The 22195-nt window shown below is 67.5% G+C and carries 16 protein-coding genes and 1 tRNA gene; 1 reads left to right on the top strand and 16 read right to left on the bottom strand.

Going from position 1 to position 22195, the window contains the following annotated elements; all coding sequences use genetic code 11:
* Positions 1–123 precede the first annotated feature (123 nt).
* From PX653_RS13335 to PX653_RS13350, 4 genes are all read right to left on the bottom strand, one after another.
* Complete coding sequence (locus PX653_RS13335; RefSeq protein WP_277418332.1) at positions 124–1506, bottom strand: undecaprenyl-phosphate glucose phosphotransferase; 1383 nt, start codon at positions 1504–1506, stop codon at positions 124–126.
* Between the two features lie 12 nt (positions 1507–1518).
* A complete protein-coding gene (gene epsL / locus PX653_RS13340) occupies positions 1519–2727 on the bottom strand; it encodes an XrtB/PEP-CTERM-associated polysaccharide biosynthesis outer membrane protein EpsL (protein ID WP_277418333.1) in 1209 nt (402 codons plus the stop codon).
* A gap of 38 nt (positions 2728–2765) precedes the next feature.
* Positions 2766–3500: a CAAX prenyl protease-related protein gene (locus PX653_RS13345; protein WP_277418334.1), complete on the bottom strand. Its 735-nt coding sequence runs from the start codon at positions 3498–3500 to the stop codon at positions 2766–2768.
* A gap of 212 nt (positions 3501–3712) precedes the next feature.
* The gene (locus tag PX653_RS13350) at positions 3713–5617 is read right to left on the bottom strand and encodes an ATP-binding cassette domain-containing protein (protein ID WP_277418335.1); all 1905 of its coding nucleotides are present in this window, start codon (positions 5615–5617) and stop codon (positions 3713–3715) included.
* A gap of 100 nt (positions 5618–5717) precedes the next feature.
* Here PX653_RS13350 and PX653_RS13355 point away from each other — a divergent pair.
* Positions 5718–5791: transfer RNA gene (locus PX653_RS13355), tRNA-Arg, on the top strand.
* Between the two features lie 145 nt (positions 5792–5936).
* Here PX653_RS13355 and PX653_RS13360 read toward each other — a convergent pair.
* From PX653_RS13360 to PX653_RS13415, 12 genes are all read right to left on the bottom strand, one after another.
* Positions 5937–6953: an alginate O-acetyltransferase AlgX-related protein gene (locus PX653_RS13360; RefSeq protein WP_277418336.1), complete on the bottom strand. Its 1017-nt coding sequence runs from the start codon at positions 6951–6953 to the stop codon at positions 5937–5939.
* A 4-nt stretch (positions 6954–6957) separates the two neighbouring features.
* On the bottom strand, positions 6958–7455 hold the full coding sequence (locus PX653_RS13365) for an MBOAT family O-acyltransferase (RefSeq protein ID WP_277418337.1): 498 nt from the start codon (positions 7453–7455) through the stop codon (positions 6958–6960).
* Positions 7398–8426: an MBOAT family O-acyltransferase gene (locus PX653_RS13370; protein ID WP_277418338.1), complete on the bottom strand. Its 1029-nt coding sequence runs from the start codon at positions 8424–8426 to the stop codon at positions 7398–7400. Before PX653_RS13370 ends, PX653_RS13365 begins: the two co-directional genes overlap by 58 nt.
* A gap of 185 nt (positions 8427–8611) precedes the next feature.
* A complete protein-coding gene (locus PX653_RS13375; protein WP_277418339.1) occupies positions 8612–9019 on the bottom strand; it encodes a RidA family protein in 408 nt (135 codons plus the stop codon).
* Entirely contained in the window at positions 9019–10200 is a 1182-nt protein-coding gene (locus tag PX653_RS13380) for an acyl-CoA dehydrogenase family protein (RefSeq protein WP_277418340.1), read from the bottom strand. The genes PX653_RS13375 and PX653_RS13380 overlap by 1 nt, the downstream gene beginning before the upstream one ends.
* A 1-nt stretch (position 10201) precedes the next feature.
* Complete coding sequence (locus tag PX653_RS13385; protein WP_277418341.1) at positions 10202–11056, bottom strand: enoyl-CoA hydratase family protein; 855 nt, start codon at positions 11054–11056, stop codon at positions 10202–10204.
* Entirely contained in the window at positions 11053–11580 is a 528-nt protein-coding gene (locus tag PX653_RS13390; RefSeq protein WP_277418342.1) for a MarR family winged helix-turn-helix transcriptional regulator, read from the bottom strand. The genes PX653_RS13385 and PX653_RS13390 overlap by 4 nt, the downstream gene beginning before the upstream one ends.
* A 12-nt stretch (positions 11581–11592) precedes the next feature.
* On the bottom strand, positions 11593–13965 hold the full coding sequence (locus PX653_RS13395; RefSeq protein WP_277418343.1) for a bifunctional salicylyl-CoA 5-hydroxylase/oxidoreductase: 2373 nt from the start codon (positions 13963–13965) through the stop codon (positions 11593–11595).
* On the bottom strand, positions 13962–15578 hold the full coding sequence (locus PX653_RS13400) for an AMP-binding protein (protein ID WP_277418344.1): 1617 nt from the start codon (positions 15576–15578) through the stop codon (positions 13962–13964). Before PX653_RS13400 ends, PX653_RS13395 begins: the two co-directional genes overlap by 4 nt.
* A gap of 215 nt (positions 15579–15793) precedes the next feature.
* Positions 15794–16495 (bottom strand): response regulator, encoded by a 702-nt coding sequence (locus PX653_RS13405; protein WP_277418345.1) that lies wholly within the window; start codon positions 16493–16495, stop codon positions 15794–15796.
* Positions 16496–16598: 103 nt separating this feature from the next.
* Positions 16599–20873 carry a two-component regulator propeller domain-containing protein gene (locus tag PX653_RS13410; protein WP_277418346.1) on the bottom strand — a complete coding sequence of 1425 codons (4275 nt, stop codon included), beginning with the start codon at positions 20871–20873 and terminating at the stop codon, positions 16599–16601.
* Positions 20873–22042 (bottom strand): patatin-like phospholipase family protein, encoded by a 1170-nt coding sequence (locus PX653_RS13415; protein ID WP_277418347.1) that lies wholly within the window; start codon positions 22040–22042, stop codon positions 20873–20875. Before PX653_RS13415 ends, PX653_RS13410 begins: the two co-directional genes overlap by 1 nt.
* Between the last annotated feature and the right edge of the window lie 153 nt (positions 22043–22195).

Here is a 22195-nt window from a genome sequence, read left to right on the forward strand (position 1 = left end):
TTTTCGCACTGCCGCGGCGACCGTGCAACTGGACAAATTTACAACTTAATCGCCGTATTGTAATGCGGGAATGCCGTCGCACGATACAATTCAATTCGGAAACAACAACATTTAAGTCTCGCTTCAGTGTGCATTCTGGCGGGCCAGGACGACTTTGATCGTCCTCAAGATAATCCACAGGTCGAGCCACAGCGACCAGCTGCGCAGGTAATCGAGGTCGTAGCGGATGCGCGCTTCCATCTTGTCCAGTGTCTCGGTCTCGCCACGGAAACCGTTCACCTGGGCCCAGCCGGTAATTCCCGGCTTGGCCTTGTGGCGCAGCATGTAACCCTTGATCAGCTTGCGGTATTGCTCGTTGTGCGCCACGGCGTGCGGACGGGGCCCGACGATGCTCATGCGGCCTTGCAGCACGTTGATGAACTGCGGCAGTTCGTCCAGCGACGTCTTGCGCAGGAATGCACCGACCCGCGTGATGCGCTGGTCGTTCTTCTTCGCCTGGACGACGTTGGTGCCGTCCTCCGTCACCGTCATCGAACGGAACTTGTATACGTAGATCTGTTCGCCATACAGGCCATAGCGGCGCTGGCGGAAGATGATCGGGCCGGGCGAGCTGAGCTTCACGGCTATGGCAATCGCCAGCATGATCGGCAGCAGCAGCAACTGGATGATCAGCGCCAGCACGATATCGCTGGCCCGCTTGACCAGGCTGTTGAAGCCGGTGAACGGCGTCTCGCAGATGGCGATCACGGGCATGCCGCCCACGTTGTCGAAGCGTGCCTGCATCAGGTCGAAGACGTAGATGTCCGGCAGGAAATATACGGAAGCGGTCGTGTCCTGCAGGTCGTCGAGCAGCTTGCGGATGCGCGGCTGCGCCGAGATCGGCTGGCTGATGAAGATCATCTTGATGTTGTTTTCGCGCACGAATGCGGCGACGTCGCACATCTTGCCCAGGATCGGGTGCTGCAGGTCGGGCGGCCGGCGGTCTTCCGTCCGGTCGTCGAAGAAGCCGCGCACGTGCATGAACAGGTTCGGGTAACGCTCGATCGTGCGCGCGAACTTGATGCCCACGTCGTTGGCGCCGACGATCAGCACGGAGCGCATCTCGCTGGCCTTGGACGGATCGGAACCCACCTTGCGCGCCGCCAGGTGACTGGCCAGCAGCACGAAGGGCGTCGCCACGAACCAGCTCACCACCACGCTTTCCTCGTAGTGGTACGCCAGGCCGCTGACCGAGCCGAGCAGCACCAGGATCAGCGCCGTCACGAGCCAGCCGCCGAAGATGTCGCGCGAATAGGCCAGCATGCGGCCGCTGCGCCACGTGCGGTACGGGTCGATGTGCTGGTACACGGCCGACGAGATGAAGAACGCGAGGATCATCAGCACGAGGGAGTAGCCCGTGAAGGGCTCGCCGTACAGCATCGAGGTAGCGTAGAGCGTACCCATGATGATCAGTGGATCGAGGACGCGCTGGAAGAACGAAATCAGGGGAATATCATTGATGGTCATTGCAACACTTCTTCAGAACTGCACGCTGGCGTTGATCGACACACCGTTGGACCGGTAGTCATTGGTACCGGCGATCCGGCTGCCGTTGCGTTTTTCCCGGAAGGCCGACAGGCCGATCTGGGTACCGATCGTGGGCGCATAGACGAGTCCCACCTGGGCGCTGTTGGCGCTGTCGCGCCCGTCGTCGTTCAGGTTGGCCGTCGTGAGCTGCTCGAACTTGCGCTTTTCGGTGCGCAGGCTGGCATTGGCCTGGACCTTCGCCGTGGCCAGCCAGGTGGCACCGATGCTGGCACCCTTGTTCAGGCTATTGCTGACGATGAAGCTTTCCACCGCCGCGAATTCGCGCCACACCTCGGCCTGGAAGCGGACCTTGCCAAGCGGCGCCCAGGTCACCGATGCGCGACCGTTGGCGCCGCTGGAATCGCGACCGGTAAAGAAATCGTGCTTGCGACGGGCGTAACCGGCCAGCACCTCGATATGGGTGATGCCGCTGAAACGCCAATTGATGGCAGCCTTCAGCTCATCCTGCGTGTAGTTGTCGTCCAGCGCCACGCCGTTGATGCGGCGCGGGTTCAGGTACGTTCCCTTCAGCTGGCGCGCGACCAGGCCGACCTTGCTGCCGCTGGGCGCCAGGTAGTCGGCACCGACCTCGGCCAGGTCTTCCTTGCGATTGTTGACCCGCTGGGCCAACAGTTCGTATTCGTTCTTGTTGCGAGTGAAGCCCGTGCGCACTTGCCAGCTGGGATGGAAGCGCCACGCGCCACTGACGTACTGCCGGCGCGACGTGCGCAGGTTGCGCTCGTTCGTGCTGTAGTCCGAGAACGGCGTCAGCGTCTCGACGTACGTGCCGCCGATATTGCCGTACAGGCGATTGCCGAGCTGCCAAGCCAGGTCGGCCTTGAAATCCTTGCCGTTGTAGTCGAACTGGCTGTAGTGGTCGAACGTGACGCGCGAGACCTTGGCCGTGCCGGTCAGGCGCTGGCGGCCGATGGGCCGGTCGACGATCAGGCCTGCCTGGGCCTGGGTCGAGCGGTCGGAGCGCTGCGCTCCCACGGCCACGTTTTCCGGCAGGCGCAGCAGGTTATCGTCATAGGTATAGCCGACCGAGACGAACGGATGGACGGTGTCGCTGATTTCTGCCGCTGCTCCACCGCAGAACAGCATGGCAGCGCAGGCCAGCGGCAGCATGTGGAGGCGGCGGGGTGAATGGGAACTCAACATTATTATGTGTCTTCTTAAATATTAGCGAACATACAATCTTACCAGTAAGTCCAGCTGGCAGTGGCTACCACCCAGACCCCGAGCAACCCATTGGTCGTGGCATGCGCCAGGATCGCCGACCACAGATTTCCGCTGCGCATATACACAACGCTGTAGGCGATCCCTGCCACGATACCGGCCAGCCAGAGGTTATGCTCGATCCCGAACAATATCGATGTGACGGCGAGCGCCTTGATGCCGACGCTGGCGGGATAGACGTGCAGGAAATCGTGGCGCTCGAGCCAGCGCATCAGGAAGGAGCGCCAGAACAGCTCCTCCATGACAGGCACCACGAGCGCCGCGCCGGCAATGCGGCATGCCACCAGCAGCCAGTCGATGCGGCCGTCCGCTCCGGTCGGGTTGTACCCGGCGGACACGCCGACCTGCATCCAGGAAGCGCCGAGGTTCAGCCACAGCACGAGCACGACAATACCGACCAGCACGGCCTGCACGATGTGCCGCGCACGCAGCGTACGCCAGCCGAGCTCCGAATAGTGGCGCCGGTAAGCCAGCAGCACAGCCACCACGGCGATGGTCTTGACCGGATACAACCAGCGCAACTGCTCGGCCGTCACGCCCAGCCGCTCGAGCAGGTCGGCAATGGCGATAAACGCCATATAGGTGGCAAAGGGCAGAATGCGGGCCGTCGAGGGCCGGGAAAAGAATCCCGGCGTATCCGCTTCTGTCGACCCCGCGCGGTGAGGCGTGGGAGGTTGATCCTGCTGGGCTGTCATTGAAGTCTGCCTTCGTGTGCGTTACAGGGCCACTCCCACGGGCCCAAGGTTTGCAGATTTTACAATAACAATCACCGGCCGTAGCGCACGAGTTGTGCATAAAGGCAATTTAATCGCCCGGGTATGGAAATCCACGCTGCCAATGCTGCGGCGCCGCAATGATACAACATTTACACTGCCAGAAGTGGCAGAGTTACAACACCGCAACCCGGTCAGTTGCGCGACTCGATCTGCTCCCAGCGCTCCAGTGCATTCATCAGTTCGGTCTCGATGGCGGCGATGCGCTCCTGCACGCGGCGTGCCTCCGCCGGTGTCTTCTTGTAGAAATCGGGGTCGGACAGCGTTACCGTCAAGGCGCTCTGCTCGTCCTCCAGGCTGGCGATCAGCTTCGGCAACTCGTCCAGCTCGCGCTGCTCCTTGAAGCTGAGCTTCTTCTTCGCCGCGGCCGGCGGCGCGGCAACCACGGGGTCGGCCTTCTTCCCCTCGGCCTTTGCCTCGGGTTTCCTGGCGGCCGTTGCCGCCGTGGCACGCACGCGCTCCCAGTCGCTGTAGCCACCGATGTAGTCGCGCCAGGTTCCGCCGCCTTCGGCGACGATCACCTGCGTGACGACGTTGTCGAGGAACATGCGGTCGTGGCTGACGAGGAATACGGTGCCGGGATAGTCTTCCAGCAGCTCCTCGAGCAGTTCGAGCGTGTCGATATCGAGGTCGTTGGTGGGTTCGTCCAGCACCAGCACGTTGGCCGGCTTGGCGAACAGGCGCGCCAGCAGCAGGCGATTGCGCTCGCCGCCAGACAAGGTGCGCACCGGCGAACGGGCCCGCTCCGGCGCGAACAGGAAGTCGCCCAGGTAGCTCATCACGTGCTTCTTCTGGCCGTTGACCTCGACCCAGTCGCTGCCGGGCGAGATGGTGTCGGCCAGGCTGGCCTCTTCGTTGAGCTGGGTGCGCATCTGGTCGAAGTACGCCACCTGCAGCTTGGTGCCCTGCTTGACGGTGCCGCTGTCGGGCTGGTCCTCGCCCAGGATCAGCTTCAGCAGCGTCGTCTTGCCGGCGCCGTTGGTACCGATCAGCCCGACTTTGTCGCCGCGCAGGATGGTCGTGCTGTAGTCGCGCACGATCACCTTCTCGCCAAAGGCCTTGTTGACGTTGTCCAGCTCGGCCACGATCTTGCCCGAGCGCTCGCCGGACGTCACTTCCAGGCGCACCTGGCCCTGCTGGTCGCGGCGCACGGCGCGCTGCTCGCGCAGCCGCTCCAGGCGGCGCACGCGCCCCTCGTCGCGGGTGCGGCGCGCCTGCACGCCCTTGCGGATCCACACTTCCTCCTGCGCCAGGAACTTGTCGAACTTGGCGTTCTCGATCTCCTCGATCGCCAGTTGCTCGGCCTTGCGTGTCTGGTAGGTGCTGAAATTGCCCGGATAGGACATCAGCCGGCCGCGGTCCAGCTCGACGATGCGGGTCGCCACGTTGTCGAGGAAGGAGCGGTCGTGGGTAATGAACAGCACGCTGCCCTTGAAGTCGCGCAGCAGCCCCTCCAGCCACTGGATCGACGTGAAGTCCAGGTGGTTGGTCGGCTCGTCGAGCAGCAGCACGTCAGGCGCCGCCACCAGCGCACGGGCCAGCGCCACGCGCTTCTGCATGCCGCCCGACAGCGTCTTCATCAGCGCGTCAGGACCAAGGTTCAGCCGGTCCAGCGTCTGCTCGACCTTGTTGTTGATGCTCCAGGCATCGGCGGCATCGAGTTTGACCTGGATCTCGTGCATGCGTTCCATCAGGGCTTCGTCGTCGCCCTGGCCGAACTGGCCCGTCAGCCGGTCGTATTCCTTGACGAGCCCGGGCAGCTCACCCAGGCCGGACGCGACCGCGTCGAACACGCTCATCTCCGGTTCGAACTGGGGCTCCTGTTCGACATACGCGATGCGCACGCCCTGCTGCATGACGAGCAGGCCGTCGTCGAGTTTCTGGCGACCGGAAATGATCTTCAACAGGGAAGACTTGCCGGTACCGTTGCGGCCGATCAGGCCCACCCGTTCGCCTGTTTCCAGGGAAAAATCGGCGTGATCGAGGAGTGCGTGGTGGCCGAACGCCAGCTGCGCTTGAGAGAGGGAAATGACTGCCATGGTGACTTATCCGATGCGTGAAGCCGGCATTGTACCGACAGACGGCGGCCAACACTAACATTTGCCGGCCGGTCGGCTATAATTGCGCTCGCTTTGCGTCCTCCCCGTAGCACAATGGATAGTGCACATGCCTCCTAAGCGTGGGATACTGGTTCGATTCCAGTCGGGGGACCACCGGCATGCCGGTCCCGACCGCGCCTGATGCCCATCACCCGCTCCCTTGCCGCTCCCTTGCCGCTCCCTTGCCGCTCCCTCGTCCCCCGTTACCGCTCGCAAGCCTGCAAGCCGGTCGGCCGCTGCCCGCGCGCGCTCTGGCGCCTCAGCGCGTAACCAGCGGCAGCACGCGTGCGGCCGCCAATGCGTGGGCGACGCGATTCCAGTGCCCGTCCATCGGCAGGAAGTCCAGGCGCTCCCGGTAGGTCCGCCAATGCTGCTCGAACACGGGCTGCATGTCGACGACGTCGTATCCGGCCGCTCGCACGCGCTCGATCAGGGTCGCACGATCGTTGCCCACCCAGACGCTGCTCCGCCCATCCGAATAGATGGCGTCCCGGTCGCCGTCGACGAGGAAGATGAAGCGGGTGCCGAAGCGGCGCTGCAGCGGTGCCAGTCCGGCCAGGAAGTAATCGAGTGCGGCATCGCGCCGGCGCTGCCGCAGGTCACCGTCGGCGCCGCTGTCACCGCCCTGCCGCGCCCGCCTCCGCAGGCCCTCCATCCAGCCCGGCACCTTGAGGTTGTAGTAGGCGTAGCGCAGCAACGCCGAGCGCAGCACCTGCTCCTTCAGCACGGACTCGACGTAAGGATTGTGCGCGACCGATATCTCGCCGCCCGTGAACGCGAAGTAGTTGTGGCCGCGGCCCGCCGGGCTGTCGATCGTCCGCAAGTCGAATGGCTCGACGAATATCACCATCGCCTTCGCCCCGGTGCGCGGCACGAACTGCCGCGCGAGCACGAGCGCATCGGCCAGTCCGTTGCCGGAGGATGCGACGGCGTACACCTTGCCCAGCGCCGCGTCGAGCAGGCCCTGCACCGTGTCGCCGTACGCCAGCATGTAGCTTTCGATGAAGCTGTCGCCGGTGACGAGGACGTTGGCGCCGCCACCGATGTCCCGTGAATGCACGAACCCGTCCCGGCTGGTCGTGCCGTGCTGCGCGTTCGCCATCGCCCAACCGTGCGAATAGGTGTACGGCTGGCCGGGGCGGTTGTGCGGGTATGGCACCGCCGCGCTGGTATGCGCCATGCGGACACCGGAATTGACGGGCAGGTATTGCAGGGCGAGCTCCAGCGCCAGCGCCGCCAGGAGGATGCCGCCAGGTACCGAGAGAAGGAAGCGCATGGTGTCAGAAATTGAAGTAGAGGAATTCGGAGACGCCGCGCGTCTCGCTGATGGCCAGCAGCAACGCGCTGGCCGTCACGAGAGCACCCAGCAACAAACCGCCGCGCGCGCCGCGCAGCCGCGCTTCCAATGCCGGCAGCAGGCCCTTCCCCAGCAGTTGGTAAGCATTCGGCAACAACAGCGCGATGCCGGCGCAGGCCGCCAGCCACCACAGGCATTCCGTCATCGGCATGATGCGGCTGCTGCCCAGCATCGCCTGGTGGACCGCCGCGGGCGCCGTGTCGCCTGCCATCGCCCGCAGGATCGACCAGGCGACCTCCATGGAGCTGGCACGGAAGACCACCCACGCAACGATGACGGCAAGCCACGTCGCCACGAGTCCGAATGCAGCCCGCGGCAGGCCGCCCCCATCGCCGGCGATGGCGCGGAACGCGTGGTTGACGATCAGGTAGAAGCCATGCAGCGCCCCCAGGCGATGAACGTCCAGGCGGCGCCGTGCCACAGCCCGCCCAGCAGCATCGTGATGACGAGATTCACGTAGCGCTGCGCCTTGCCCCTGCGGTTGCCGCCCAGCGGGATGTACAGGTAGTCGCGCAGGAACGTCGACAACGTGATGTGCCAGCGGCGCCAGAATTCGATGATCGACGTCGCCTTGTAGGGCGAGAAGAAGTTGATCGGCAGGATGATGCCGAACATGTACGACAGGCCGTAGGCCATGTCCGAGTAGGCGGAAAAGTCGAAGTACAGTTGGAACGTGTAGGCCAGCGCCCCCGCCCAGGCTTCGAGCTGCGTCAGGCTTGCATGGTGCATGTTGAAGACAGGCCCCACGAAACGCGCGACTCCGTCGGCAATGACCACCTTCTTGAACAGCCCGATGGCAAAGAAGATCATGCCGACGGTCAGCCGGCCCGTGTTGAAACGATGCGTTTGCGGCGTATCGAACTGCGGGATCATTTCCTTGTGATGCAGGATCGGCCCCGCGATCAGGTGCGGGAAGTAGGTGACGAACAAGCCGTAGCTCTCCGGCCGCGTCTCCTTTACCTTGCCCTGGTAGCAGTCGACCAGGTACGCGATCTGCGTAAATGTAAAGAAAGAGATGCCGATGGGCAGAGAGATACCCGGCGAGGGAATGTCGTAGCCGGTCGCCGCCGCGAAGTTCTCCACGATGAAATTGGCGTACTTGAAGAACGTCAGCAGCGCCAGGTTGCCGGCAACGCCGACGACCAGCCAGCGGCGCGACGCCGCCGAGCCGGCCTCACCGGCTCCCACGATCGCGCGGCCGACCAGGAAATTGCCGACGATGGAACCCGCCAGCAGCGGCAGGTAGCGCACGTCCCAATAGCTGTAGAAGATGACGGACGCTACCAGCAGCAGCACGACCGAGCCACGCAGCGAGATACGGGACAGCAGGAAGTAGCCCAGCAGTGCAAGCGGCAGGAAGACTGCGCAGAAGGCGAAGGTATTAAACAGCACGGACCACCTCGCGCTCGTCACCGGCGTGGCATGCAACGGACGGGCGGCACGCCCGGCACGAAACGAAGCGGATCATAGTTGGAATGGCTGAGTTCCAGGTATTAGCAATATAGCATGCACTTTAGATAATTGTGCATGGTTGTTTGCCAGCAGCCTGCTTGCCGCCCCCCCGGGGCGAGCGCCGTTCAGGCGCGTCGGTCTTGCTCTGGTACCACGGCCGTTACCTCGATCTCGACCCTGGCGCGCGCCTCCATCAGCGCCGTCACGGCCACGGCGGTCATCGCAGGATAGTGCCGGCCGATGATGTCGCGGTAGGCGGCGCCGATCTCGCGCTGCGCGCCCAGGTATTCGGCGCGGTCGACCACGTACCACGTCATGCGCACGATGTGTTCGGGCCGCGCGCCCGCCTCCGCCAGCACCTGCACGATGTTGACGAGCGCCTGGCGCGTCTGCGCCGCGAAGTCGTCGCTGTGGAACACGCCTTGCGCGTCCCAGCCGATCATGCCGCTGACGAAGACCAGCCTGCCGCTGGCGGCGATCCCGTTGGCGTAGCCCTTGGGCCGGGCCCAGCCCGGCGGCTGCAGGATCTCCATTACGCCGGCTCCCTGGCGCCGCGCAGCAGCTCGCGCGCGATGATCAGTTGCTGCACTTCCGTCGCGCCCTCGTAGATGCGCAGGGCGCGGATCTCGCGGTACAGGCGTTCGACCGGATGTTCGGACACCACGCCCAGGCCGCCGAACAGCTGCACGGCCGCGTCGATCACCTGCTGCGCCGTTTCCGTCGCCGTCATCTTGGCCATCGCCGCTTCCTTCGTCACGGCGCGGCCCCGGTCGCGCTGCCAGGCCGCGCGGTAGGTCAGGAGCGCGGCCGCGTCGATGCCGGTCGCCATCTGTGCCAGCTTGGCCTGCGTCAGCTGGAAATCGGCCAGCACCTGGCCGAACATCGGCCGCGCCGTCGCATGGGCCAGGGCCTCGTCCAGCGCGCGGCGGGCAAAGCCCAGCGCTGCCGCCGCCACCGACGTGCGGAAAACGTCCAGCGTCGCCATCGCCACCTTGAAGCCCTGGCCGGCCGCGCCGATGCGGCGCGTGGCCGGGATGCGGCAGTTGTCGAAGCGCAGGCGTGCGAGCGGGTGCGGCGCGATGACGGCGATGCGTTCGGCGATCGTCAGGCCCGGCGTATTGCCATCGACGACGAACGCGCTGATGCCGCGCGCGCCCGGCGCCTCGCCCGTGCGCGCGAACACCACGTAGAAGTCGGCGATGCCGCCGTTCGAGATCCACGTCTTCTCGCCATCGAGCACGTAGCTGTCGCCGTCCATGGTGGCGGTACAGGCCAGTGCCGCGACGTCGGAACCGGCCTGCGGTTCGGACAGCGCGAAGGCGGCAATCGCCTCGCCCCGTGCCACGCGCGGCAGGTAGTCCTCGCGCTGCCCGGGCGTGCCGAACAGGCTGATGGCGCCGGACCCGAGGCCCTGCATCGCGAACGCGAAGTCGGCCAGGCCTTCGTGGCGCGCCAGCGTCTCGCGGATCAGGCACAACGCGCGCGTGTCGATCGCGTCGGCCGCGCCGCCGTAGGCAGTGCCGCCGACGGCATGGCGCAGCCAGCCGCCCTCGCCCAGCCGGCGCACGATCTCGCGGCAGGCGCCGTCCACGTCCTTGCCGAACTGGCCATGCACGTGCGCCAGTTCACGCCCGGCCCAGTCGTCCAGCGCGCGTTCCAGTGCCGCGTGGTGCTCCGCGAAGAACGGCCAGTCCAGGTAGCTCTTGTCCGCCATGTCAGTCTCCCTCGAACGCCGGCTTCTGTTTGGCCACGAAGGCGTGATACGCCCGGTGGAAGTCGTTGGTGGCCATACAGATCGCCTGCGCCTGCGCTTCCGCTTCGATCGCTTCGTCCACCCCCATGTTCCACTCCTGCTGCAGCATCTTCTTCGTCATGCCGTGCGCGAAGGTGGGTCCGCGCGCCAGATCGGCGGCAAAGGCGTGCGCCGCCGCGAGCACGCCTGCCGGCGCGTGCAGGCTGTTGAAGAAGCCCCAACGCTCGCCCTCGCCGCCGGACATCGAGCGGCCCGTGTACAGCAGCTCGGCGGCGCGGCCCTGGCCGATCACGCGCGGCAGCAGCGCGCAGGCGCCCATGTCGCACCCGGCCAGGCCCACCCGGGTGAACAGGAATGCCGTCTTGCTGCGCTCCGTGCCGAGGCGGATGTCGGACGCCAGCGCCAGCATCGCGCCGGCGCCGGCGCAGATGCCGTCGATGGCGGCCACGATCGGCTGCGGGCACGCGCGCATCGCCTTGACGACGTCGCCCGTCATGCGCGTAAACGCCAGCAGGCCCGGCATGTCCAGCTGCGTCAGCGGGCCGATGATCTCGTGCACGTCGCCGCCGGAACAGAAGTTCTCGCCGGCGCCGGCGATGACGATCGCCTTCACGTCCTCGCTCGTGGCCAGCGCGCGGAACAGGTCGCGCAGTTCGGCATAGGAGTCGAACGTCAGCGGATTCTTGCGCTCCGGCCGGTTCAGGGTCAACGTCGCCACGCCCGCTTCCACCGCGAACAGGAAGTGGCGTGCTTCGTAGGCGGCCAGGCGCTGGCCATGGCCCGGCAGCGCATGCGGCTGCCCGTGCAGGTATTTCATCGTCGGTCCTCGTTTTTTTCTTCGCGGGCGTACAGGTGCCCCTTCATCTGCGACAGCAGTTCGATCAGCCGGCCCTTGTCGGATGCCGGCATGTCCTGCAGCAGTTCCGTGATCCAGCCTTCGTGCACGGCGGCCATGCGGCCGAAGGCACGCCGTCCCGCCGGCGTCAGCTTCACCGTGAAAGCACGGCCGTCGCGTGGATCGGGCACCCGCACGACCAGGTTCTCCTGCTCCAGCTGGTCGGTGATGCCCGTGACGTTGCCGCCCGTGACCATCATCCGCTTCGACAGCTCGCCCATGCGCAAGCCCTCGGGATGGCGCTCCAGCTGCGCCATCAGGTCGAAGCGGGGCAGCGTGATGCCGAACTGCGCGCGCAGGCGCGAGCGGATCTCGTTCTCGATCTTGACGGTGCACGACAGCATGCGCAGCCACAGTTTCAGTGACTGGTGGTGGTCGTCCGTCAGGCGGCTCGCCAGGTCCAGTGCTTCGTCGTCGCGTTCTTCGTTGGGCTCGTTCAGCTGCATGATCTTCCTCGTCTAACCTTCCAGCAGCTTCGCCGCCACCTGCTGCGGTGTCAAGCCCGCCCCCAGGGCGGCCAGTTGGCGTTCGCGCTCCAGGTTGCGTTCCAGCTGCTGCTTGCCCGGCAGGTACTGGCGCGGCCACGGCACCGGGCGGTAGCCGATCCGCGCCGCCTCGGCCAAGGTCCATGCCGGGTTGGCCAGGTGCGGCCGGCCCACGGCGCACAGGTCGGCCCGGCCCGCCGCGACGATGCCGTTGGCATGGTCGGCCTCGAAGATCGACCCCACCGCCATCGTCGCGATGGCGGCCTCGTTGCGCACCCGGTCCGCGAACGGCGCCTGGAACATGCGGCCGAACACGGGCTTCTCGCGCTTGCTGACCTGGCCGGACGAACAGTCGATCACGTCCGCCCCCGCCTGGCGGAACAGGCGCGCGACCTGCACCGCGTCATCGGGCGTGATGCCGCCCTCGACCCAGTCGTGCGCGGAGATGCGCACGCTCATCGGCTTGTGCATCGGCCAGGCCGCGCGCATCGCCGCGAACACCCGCAGCGGGAAACGGCAGCGGTTTTCAAGACTGCCGCCGTACTCGTCGCCGCGGCGGTTGGTCAGCGGCGAAATGAACGACGACAGCAGGTAGCCGTGCGCGCAGTGCAGCTCCAGCCAGTCGAAGCCGGCCTGCTCCGCCGCCAACGTGGCGCGCACGAAATCGGCCTCGACGCGGCGCAGGTCGTCCGCATCCGCCGCGCGTGCCTCTTGCGACACGCCTTCCAGATACCGCTGCGGCGAGGCCGACACCAGCGGCCAGTTGCCCTTCTCCAGCGGCTGGTCGATGCCGTCCCACATCGCGCGGGTCGAACCCTTGGCCCCCGCATGGCCCAGTTGCACGCCGATCTTCGCATCCGACAGCGCGTGGATGCTGTCGACGATGCGCCGCCAAGCCTGCGTGTGTTCCGCCGTATACAGGCCCGGGCAGGACGGCGTGATGCGGGCGTCGGCCGAGACGCATGTCATCTCCGCCATCACCAGCGCGGCGCCGCCCAATGCGCGGGCGCCCAGGTGCACCAGGTGCCAGTCGCCCACGGTGCCGTCGACGGCGCTGTATTGCGCCATCGGCGAGACGACGATGCGGTTCTTCAGCACCAGGTCGCGTACCTTGAACGGCGTGAACATTGGCGGGATGCGCAGGTCGTTCGGGGCCGGCAGGCCGGCCTGGGCAAACGCGCGCCGGGCAAACCATGCTTCGTACCCGGCCACGTAATCGGGGTCGCGCAGGCGCAGGTTCTCGTGCGACAGGCGCTGGCTGCGCGTCAGCATCGAGTAGGCGAACTGCGGCGCCTGCAGCGCAGTGTAGCGGCGCACGTTCTCGAACCATTCCATCGAGTTGCGCGCGGCGCTTTGCAGCTTGATCACCTCGACGGCGCGTACCTCCTCGTAACGCGCCAGCGCGGCACGCAGGTCGTCGCCATCGTCCAGGCAGCGCGCCAGCTCGATCGCATCCTCCAGCGCCAGCTTGGTGCCCGAGCCGATCGAGAAGTGCGCCGTGTGGGCCGCGTCGCCCATCAGCACGACAGGCACGGCGCCGTGCCAGTGCACCCAGCGCTCGCAGGCGATGCGGGGAAAGCGGATCCACATGGCCGAGCCGCGCAGGTGCGAAGCGTTCGACATCAGGGGGTGGCCGTCGAGCCGGTCGGCGAACAGCCGCTCGCACCATGCGATCGCCTCCTCCTGCGACATGGCTTCCAGCCCGGCCGCGCGCCACACCTCCTCCGGCGTCTCGATGATGAACGTGGACGTGGCGCCGTCGAACTGGTAGATGTGGGCCTGGAACCAGCCGTGCTCGGTCTGGCGGAAGTCGAACGTGAACGCGTCGAACTTCTTCGTCGTACCCAGCCATACGAAGCGGCACTGGCGTGCTTCGACCTGCGGCCGGTAGGTGTCGGCATAGCGCGTGCGGATGCGGCTGTTCAGGCCATCGGCGGCGATCACCAGGTCGGCTTCGTAACGGGCCGCCAGCACCTGGTCGTCCGTGACGTCCGTCTCGAACACCAGCTCCACGCCCAGTTCCCCGCAGCGCTCCTGCAGGATATTGAGCAGCCGCTTGCGGCCGATGCCGCAGAAGCCATGGCCGCCCGAGCGCACCACCTCGCCCTTGAAGCACACCTCGATGTCGTCCCAGTGGTTGAACGACTGCAGGATGCGGCGCGCGGTCGGTTCGTCCGCCTGCGACAGGTTGCCCAGCGTCTGGTCGGAAAACACGACGCCCCAGCCGAACGTGTCGTGCGGGCGGTTGCGCTCGACGACGACGACGCGGTGCGATGGCTGCTGGCGTTTCATCAGCAGCGCAAAATACAATCCGGCGGGACCGCCGCCGATGCAGACGATGTTCATGCGGTTTCCTTGGCGCGCAGGCGGAAGCGCTGCAGCTTGCCCGTTTCGGTGCGGGGCAGCGCCTCGGCATACACGATCGAACGGGGGTATTTGTAAGGGGCGATCTGGTTCTTGACGAAGTCCTGCAGCTGCGCGGTCAATTGCGCCGACGGTGCGTGGCCGGGGCGCAGCACCACGTGCGCCTCGACCAGCTGGCCGCGCTCGGGGTCGGGCCGGCCGATCACGCCGCATTCGGCCACCGCCGGGTGGCGCAACAGCGCATCCTCCACTTCCGGGCCGGCGATGTTGTAGCCGGCCGAGATGATCATGTCGTCCGTGCGCGAGCGGTAGATGAAGTAGCCGTCCGCGTCCATCTCGTAGGCGTCGCCCGTCAGGTTCCAGCCGTCCCGCACGTAGTCGCGCTGGCGCTCGTCGGCGAGGTAGCGGCAGCCCGTCGGGCCCTTGACGGCCAGCCGGCCGACGATCCCGGGTCCGAGCGGGCGGCCCGCTTCATCCAGCACACAGGCGCGGTAGCCCGGCACCGGCTTGCCCGTGGCGCCGGGGCGGATCTCGTCGCCGGCGGCCGAGATGAAGATGTGCAGCATCTCGGTGGCGCCGATGCCGTCGATCATGGCAAGTCCCGTGGCCTGCTGCCAGGCCTGGCGCGTGGCGATGGGCAGTGCTTCGCCGGCCGATACGGTCTTGGCCAGGCAGGCCAGGTCGTAGCGGGACGCCAGCGCGGCCATCTGGCGGTAGAACGTGGGAGCGGTGAAACAGACCGTGGCGCGATGGCGCTCGATGGCCTGCAGCAGCGTTTCCGGCGTCAGCTTCTCCAGCAGCACGGATGCGGCGCCGATCCGCAGCGGGAACAGCAGCAGCCCGCCCAGGCCGAACGTGAACGCCAGCGGCGGCGTGCCGATGAACAGGTCCGCCGGTTGCGCGCGCAGCGTGTGGCGCGCGAACGTGTCGCAGATCGCCAGCAGGTCGCGGTGGAAGTGCATCGTCCCTTTCGGCACGCCCGTCGTGCCGGAGGTGAAGCCGATCAGGCAGACGTCGTCCGCCGCGGTGTCGCAGGCCGCGAACGTGGCCGGCTGCGCCGCCATCAGCGCTTCCAGTTGCGTGTCCGTGCCGCCGAAATGCATCGCCGGCGGGCAGGCCGGCAGCTGCTCCAGTTCCGCGCACAGGTCGGCCGCGCACAGCACGGCGTTGACCTCGGCCTTGGCGACGATGGTCGCCAGCTCGCGCGCGCGCAGCAGCGGCATCGTGGGCACGGCGATGCAGCCGGCCTTGAACACGGCCAGGAGCGCCGCCGCCATCATCGGCGTATTGGCGCCGCGCAGCAGCACGCGGTTGCCGGGCACCAGGCCCAGCGGGCCGCGCAGCACGTGCGCAATGCGGTCCACCCGCTCCAGCAGCTGCGCATAGGTCCAGCTGCCGTGGACACCGTGCAGCGCGACGCGCTCGCCATGGGCCCGTGCCGTATCGTCCAGCAGCGCGGCGGTGCAGTTCAGGCGGTCGGGATAGTGCAGCTCGGGCAGCTCGAACAGCAGCTCGGGCCACTCTTCGCGGGGCGGCAGGTGCGCCCTAGCGAACGGATCGACATGGCCGCTGGCGCTTCTTGCATCTGTGCTCATGGTCACCCCTGTCAGGTCAACGCTGCCGTGGTTGTCGGCGATGCACTTACTTTAAACTTAAACTATTTTGCTGGCAAGGGTCAGGGTCTGTCCCCGCAGGGGACTGACCCTGGTTTTTACCGATACCTTCGCGCCGCAGAGGAAAACCGGGGTCAGTCCCTTTGAGGGACAGACCCCAACCATCAAGCGCTGGCGATGAAATACAGGATAGTGAATTACAGGATAGCGACCAGCCCGGCCTGCCGCTGCACGGCTGCCGCAACATCGGCCAGCACCTGCTGCAGCCGGGCCGGCGCCGGTGCCGTGCCCTGCAGGCCGCGCAGCGCGGCCAGGGCGCCGTGCAGGCCGAGGGTGGCGCAGCCGGCGGCCAGGCGCTCCAGCCGCGCCTGTGCGCCCTGGTGGTCGCCCCGCTCCAGCAGCGCGCCGATGTCGGCGGGGGCGGCGGTGAGCTGCTGTTCGAAGCCGGCCAGGTAGGCCTGCAGGCGGCGCGCGTCGATGCCGAGCCGGGCCTGGGTCACGGCGGGATCCTCGGCCGGCAGCGCCTGTCCCGCCCCACCCAGAAGCCGCGCCAGGTGCGCGCGAACGTGCTCGGCCTCGAACGGCTTGACGATGTAGCCGGACGCACCGGCCTGCGTGGCCTGCTGGACGGTGGCGCGGTCGCCGGCGGAGGACACCAGCACGAATGGCAGGTCGGCCAACGCCGGATCGGCACGCACGTGCTGCAGCAGGTCCATGCCGGACAGGCGCGGCATGCGCAGGTCGCAGAAGCAGATCGCCGGACGCAGCCCCGCGCTCAACTGGCGCCAGGCATCGGCACCATCCTCCGCCTCCGTGATATCGAAACTGCCGCTGCTGTCGATCAGGTGCATCAGCATCATGCGCGACACCACGTCGTCGTCTACTACCAGAACTTTCATTGACTCTTATTCGGCTGTGCCGTTGATGGACGATTCGACATGATGCCCGCATCGGGCCCGGCTGTAAATGCGCGCACGGCTGCGTGCGCGCACGTCGGCACCGTCAGCCGGTGCGGGCCGGCGACACGATCCGGCCCAGCATCTGGTGCAGGCGCGGCAGCTTGTGCCGGATGGCGGGCCACAGCGCGCGGTCGGCCGCCCGCTCCAGCTCGGAGCACAGGGCGTGCAGCTCCATGTCCTGCAGGTAGGCGGCGCTGCCTTTCATGCCGTGGAACAGCCGGCCCGCCGCATCCGCGTCGGCGGCTGCCAGGGCCGCATCCAGTTCGTCCAGCCGGCCCGGCAGGTCGGCAATGAACGCGTCGCGCAGGCGCAGGCGCAGTGCCTCGGCGGCGGCCTTCTCCGCCGCCAGGCGCTCCGCTTCCGCCGCCGCGTCGGCGTCCGGCGGGCTGTCCTGCGCCACCGGCTCGACCGCCGCCAGCGCGGTATCGACACCGAACATCGCATCCAGTTCCGCCACGCTGGGTCGCTCCGGCGCCGCCTGGCCCGGCATCGGCGCCAGCGCGAGGCCACGCTGCAGCTGGCGTTCGATGGCGCGCGACAGCTGGAAATGCAGCGCGCCCTCGTCGATCGGCTTGGTCAGGAAGTCGTCCATGCCGGCCGCCAGGTAGCGGCTGCGGTCCTCCTCGCTGGCGTTGGCCGTCAGCGCGATGATCATCAGCCCCTGGTCGCGCACCGGCGCGTCCGGCGGACCGCCTGCGCGGATCAGGCGCGTGGCCGTGGGACCATCCATTTCCGGCATGCGCCCGTCCATCAGGATCAGGTCGTAGCGCGTGTGCGCGCACGCGGCCACGGCCAACGCACCGTTGCCCGCGATATCGACCTTGTGGCCCAGGTCCTCCAGCATCATGCGCACGATGATCTGGTTGGTGGGAAAGTCCTCCGCGCACAACACGCGCAGCTGGTGGCTGTGCGGCGCGCGCGGTTCATGCGGCACCATCGGCGGCGCGATGCCGCGCGCCAGCGGCAGCGTGAAGCTGAACACGCTGCCCACGTTCGGCGTGCTGACGGCGCCGATTTCGCCGCCCATCAGTTCGACCAGCTGGCGGCAGATGGCCAGCCCCAGTCCCGTGCCGCCGTAGCGGCGCGTCGTCGTCGCGTCGGCCTGCTCGAACTTCTCGAACAGGCGCGGCAGCTCGGACTCCGGAATGCCGATGCCGGTATCCTCCACCGTGAAGCGGATCGGCGTGCACACGTCGCCGCCCCGCTCCCCTCCGCCGCCGATCCGCTCGACGCGCAGCGTGACCTGGCCCCGCTGCGTGAACTTGAACGCGTTGCCCACCAGGTTGACGAGCACCTGGCGCAGCCGGGTCGGATCGCCCACCACGAACGGCGGCAGGTCGTGGCCGAACTCGACGCGGAATTCGATGTTGTGCGCGGCCGCCTGTTCCTCGAACAAGCTGACCACGTTCTCCACCGTGGCGGCAAGTGCGAAGTCGATCTTCTCGATCGTCAGCTTGCCCGCCTCGATCTTGGAAAAGTCGAGCAGGTCGTTGATGATCGACAGCAGCGACTGCGCGTTGGCCTGGCCCCGTTCGATCTGCTCGCGCGTGGTGCTGGCCAGCGTCTCGTCGCGCAGCGCGAAGCCCAGCATGCCGATCACGCCCGCCAGCGGCGTGCGCATCTCGTGGCTCATGTTGGCCAGGAACTCGGACTTCTGCCGGGTGGCGTCTTCCGCCTTCTGCTTGGCCTGGCTGAGGCGTTCGTCGCGCTGTTCCAGCTCGCGCTTCTGCTCCAGCAGCATGCGGTTCTTCAGTTCCACTTCGGCGGTGCGCAGGCCGACCTGCTGCTCCAGCCGGGTGCGCTGGTGGCGCAGCACGCGCACGCGCGCCCGGTACAGCACGAAGCCCGCACCCAACGCCAGCAGCACGGCCAGGGTGCGGAACCACCAGGTCTTCCACACCGGCGGCAGGATCGTGATCGTCAGCGTGGCCGGTTCGCTCCAGACACCGTCCTTGTTGGCCGCCTTGACGCGGAACACGTACTGGCCCGGATCGAGGTTAGTATAGGTGGCGAAGCGCTTGTCCGCGTCGGTGCTGACCCAGTTGCGATCGAAGCCGATCAGCTGGTAGGCGAAGCGGTTGCGCTGCGGCGCGGCGTAGTGCAGCGCCGCGAACTCCAGCGCAAACACGGAATCGTCCTGCTGCAGCGTCAGCGCGCGCGTGTATTCGATTGCCTGCTTCAGCACCACGTGGCCATCGGGGCCGCTCTCGCCGGGTCGCTGCGAGCGGTTGAAGATCTGGAAATCGGTGATGACCACGGGCGGCGCCACCGTGTTGGAACGGATCTCGCGCGGGTCGAACGCCGTCACGCCGTTGAAGCCGCCGAAGTACAGCGTGCCGTCGGCGGCCGACAAGGCCGAGCCGTCGAAATAGGCGCCCTCGATGGTGCCGTCCACGCCGGAGTAGTTGTTGATCCGTCCGGACGCGGGGTCGAGGCTGGCCACGCCCGTATTGGTCGACACCCACAGCTTGCCCGCGCGGTCGGCCAGGATGGCCGCGATGGCGTCGTCGGCCAGGCCGTCCTGGCGCAGGTAGCGGCGGAAGCTCGCGCTGCCGTCGGCATGCCGTTCCATGCGGTTCAGGCCCGACGCCGTGCCCACCCACAGCGTGCCGCGGGCGTCCTCGTACAGGTAATGCACCTCGTTGTGCGACAGGCTGGCCGGATCCTCCGGATCGTGGCGGAAGTGGCGGAAATGGCCGGTCTTGCGGTCCAGCAGGTCCAGCCCGTTGAACGTGCCGACCCACAGGTTGCCGTAGCGGTCCTCCAGCAGCGGGCGCACGATATTGTCGGACAGGCTGTGCGGATCGGCCGGGTCGTGGCGGAACAGCAGCACGCCGCCGCTGCCCGGATCGAGCCGCACCAGGCCCGCCTTGCTGGCCACCCACAGCATGCCGCCACGGTCCTTGTGCAGGTAGCGCACCACGTCCGTTTCCGGATCGCCGCGCGCCAGCAGCGCCGGCCCGAACGTGCGCGCGACAGGATCGAACTGGCGCACGCCGGAACGCGAACCCACCCACAACAGGCCGCCGTCGCCCGGCCACAACGCCGTCACCGCGCCTTCGTTGCGCGCATGCTCGCCCAGCGGCAGCGGGAACAGCGTGTTCTCGCCCGTCAGCGGGTCGTGCAGGCTGAGGCCGTCGTTATTGCCGATCCACAGCTTGCCGCTGCCCGCGTCGGCCATCGTAAACACCCGGTTGTCGCTGAGGGACCGGGGCTGGTCCGGGTCCTTGACGATGCGCGCGAAGCCGCCGCTGGCCAGGTCGACCCGGCTCAAGCCGTTGTACCACGTGCCCACCCACAGCGTGCCGACGCGGTCGCGGAACAGCGAGGACACGTAGTCGTCGGCCAGGCTGTGCGGGTCGCCCACCTGGTGGCGGTACTGCACGAAGCGGCCCGCGGCCGGGATCCAGCGCAGCAGCCCCTGGTTGCGCATGCCGACCCAGACGGTGCCGTCGCTGTCCTGGTACAGCGTGGCGACGGTGCCGCCCTGCAGCCCATGCGACGCATCGAGCCGCTGGCGGCGCGGCTCGCCGCCGCCCGGCCCCATCTGCCAGCGCTCCACGCCTTCATGGGTGCCCAGCCACAGCGTCTGCTCGCTGTCCATCAAGAGCGCCTGCACGGCGACGGGACGCCCGCTCGCGGAGCGCACGGCAAAGTGGCGGAATGCCTGTGCGCCCGGCAGCAGCAGGTCGACGCCGGCCGGCGTGCCGATCCACAGCCGGCCGGCGCGGTCGCGCGCCAGCGCGTTGATCTGGTCGTGCGCCAGGCTGCGCGCGTTGGCCACTTCGTTGTGCCACACGGTAAAGCGGCCCGTCACGGGATCGAAACGCTGCAGGCCGTCGGCCGTGCCCACCCACAGGCCGCCGGCGCCATCGTCGATGATCGCGCGCACGTGGCGGTTGCCGCTGCCGCGCTGCTCCGGCTCGTCCGGCCGGTAGTGCGTGAAGCGCTGTGTCAGCGGATCGAAGCGATCCAGGCCGTTGTCCGTGCCCACCCACATGCGGCCCACGGCATCGATGTGCACCACGCGCACCCAGTTCTCGGCCAGGCTGTGCGGATCGGACAAGGCGTGGCGATACACCACCGTGCGATAGCCGTCGAACCGCGACAGGCCACCCTGGCTGCCGAACCACATGAAGCCCTGGCGGTCCTGGGCGATGGCCAGCACGGATTCCTGCGCCAGTCCGTCGGCCACGCCCAGCTGTTCGAACCGCAGCGAGCGGGCCGGCGCCGCCATGGCGGCGGCGCACAGGGCCAGCAGCAGTGCGGCCAGCAAGGAACGGAGGAAGCGTGCCGTCATCGTCATCGTTATCGTCATCACGATCCGAAAAAGGCCAGCACGTCGGCGCGGCGCGCCTGGGTGTCGTGCTGGCCCAGCCGGATCAGTTCATTGGTATAGCTGGCCTCGAACAGCAGGTAGGACGCCAGCGCGGCGCCGCGTGCCTCGGTGGCGCCGATCCCCGACAGCAGCGTGCGCACGGGTGCCGGCAGGCTGCCGATATGGCGCAGCGCCAGTTCGTCCAGGCGTTCGGACGGCGCGATGACCAGCAGTTGCACCGGCCGCAGCGGGGTTTTCTCCAGCAGGTCGGGCGGCAGCACCGACAGGGTCTGGTTGATGCGGTTCAGGCGCTCGATGTCCACCGCCAGGCTGTCCAGGAAGATCGACGACATCGCATGGCCGGCGATCTGCGCCAGGCTGGGATAGCGGGCCGACTCGGTCGCGGTGCGGGCCGGCTCCGTCAGCCGGCCCGCACCCACCACCAGCACCTTGGCGGCCCCCAGGTGGATCGCCGGCGAGATCGGCGCCAGCTGGCGCATCGAGCCGTCGCCGCAGTACTCGCGGTGGCCGCCCAGGAACAGCGGCGTGGCGGGAAAGATGAACGGGATCGCCGACGACGCCAGCAGGTGTTCCACGCCGATCTGGTCCTGCAGCGCCACGCGCTGCATGCGCACCCAGGGGGCGATCTCGGCCGCCGTCTGGTAGAAGGTCAGGTGCTGGCCGCCCGTGTACGACGATGCCGTCACGGCCAGCGCGTGCAGCAGGCCTTCCTGCAGCACGGTGTCCAGGCGCGGCAGGTCCAGCATCCGGTGCAGCAGGTCGGCCAGCGGTGTGTTGTCCAGCAGGGAGCTCGGCGGCGCCGCATGCCATTTGCGCAGCAGCCAGCCGAACGACAGCAGCGACAGCCAGCGCGCGCCCGAGCGCAGCACGCCCAGCGAATCGGCGCGGTAGACCTGAGCGACGGCGATGTGCGACCACACGTCCAGCAGGCGTGCGACGCTCTCGCCGAAGTTGTCGGCGCGGCAAGCCAGCGCCGTCGCGTTGATCGCGCCGGCGGACGTGCCGCAGATGATCTGAAACGGATTCCTGGCCGGCGGCCAGCCGGCTTCCAGCAAGATCTCGGAGATCGCCTGCAGCACCCCGACCTGGTAGGCGGCGCGCGCGCCGCCCCCGGTCAGTATCAGGCCGGTCTTCTTTTTCATTCCCATTTACCAAGGGTAACACGAGGGGCCCTGGGCCGGTCAGGGGGTGGCGGGTCGCTGGGGCTGCATTGCAACACCGGGACGTATATGAAGATCCAGGGTGCCAGGCACTTGTTTGCGGATCGCACACCCGCAAACAAGTGCCTGGCACGGTGGGTT

The organism is Pseudoduganella chitinolytica, from assembly GCF_029028125.1.
In the GTDB taxonomy this organism is placed as follows: domain Bacteria; phylum Pseudomonadota; class Gammaproteobacteria; order Burkholderiales; family Burkholderiaceae_D; genus Rugamonas; species Rugamonas chitinolytica.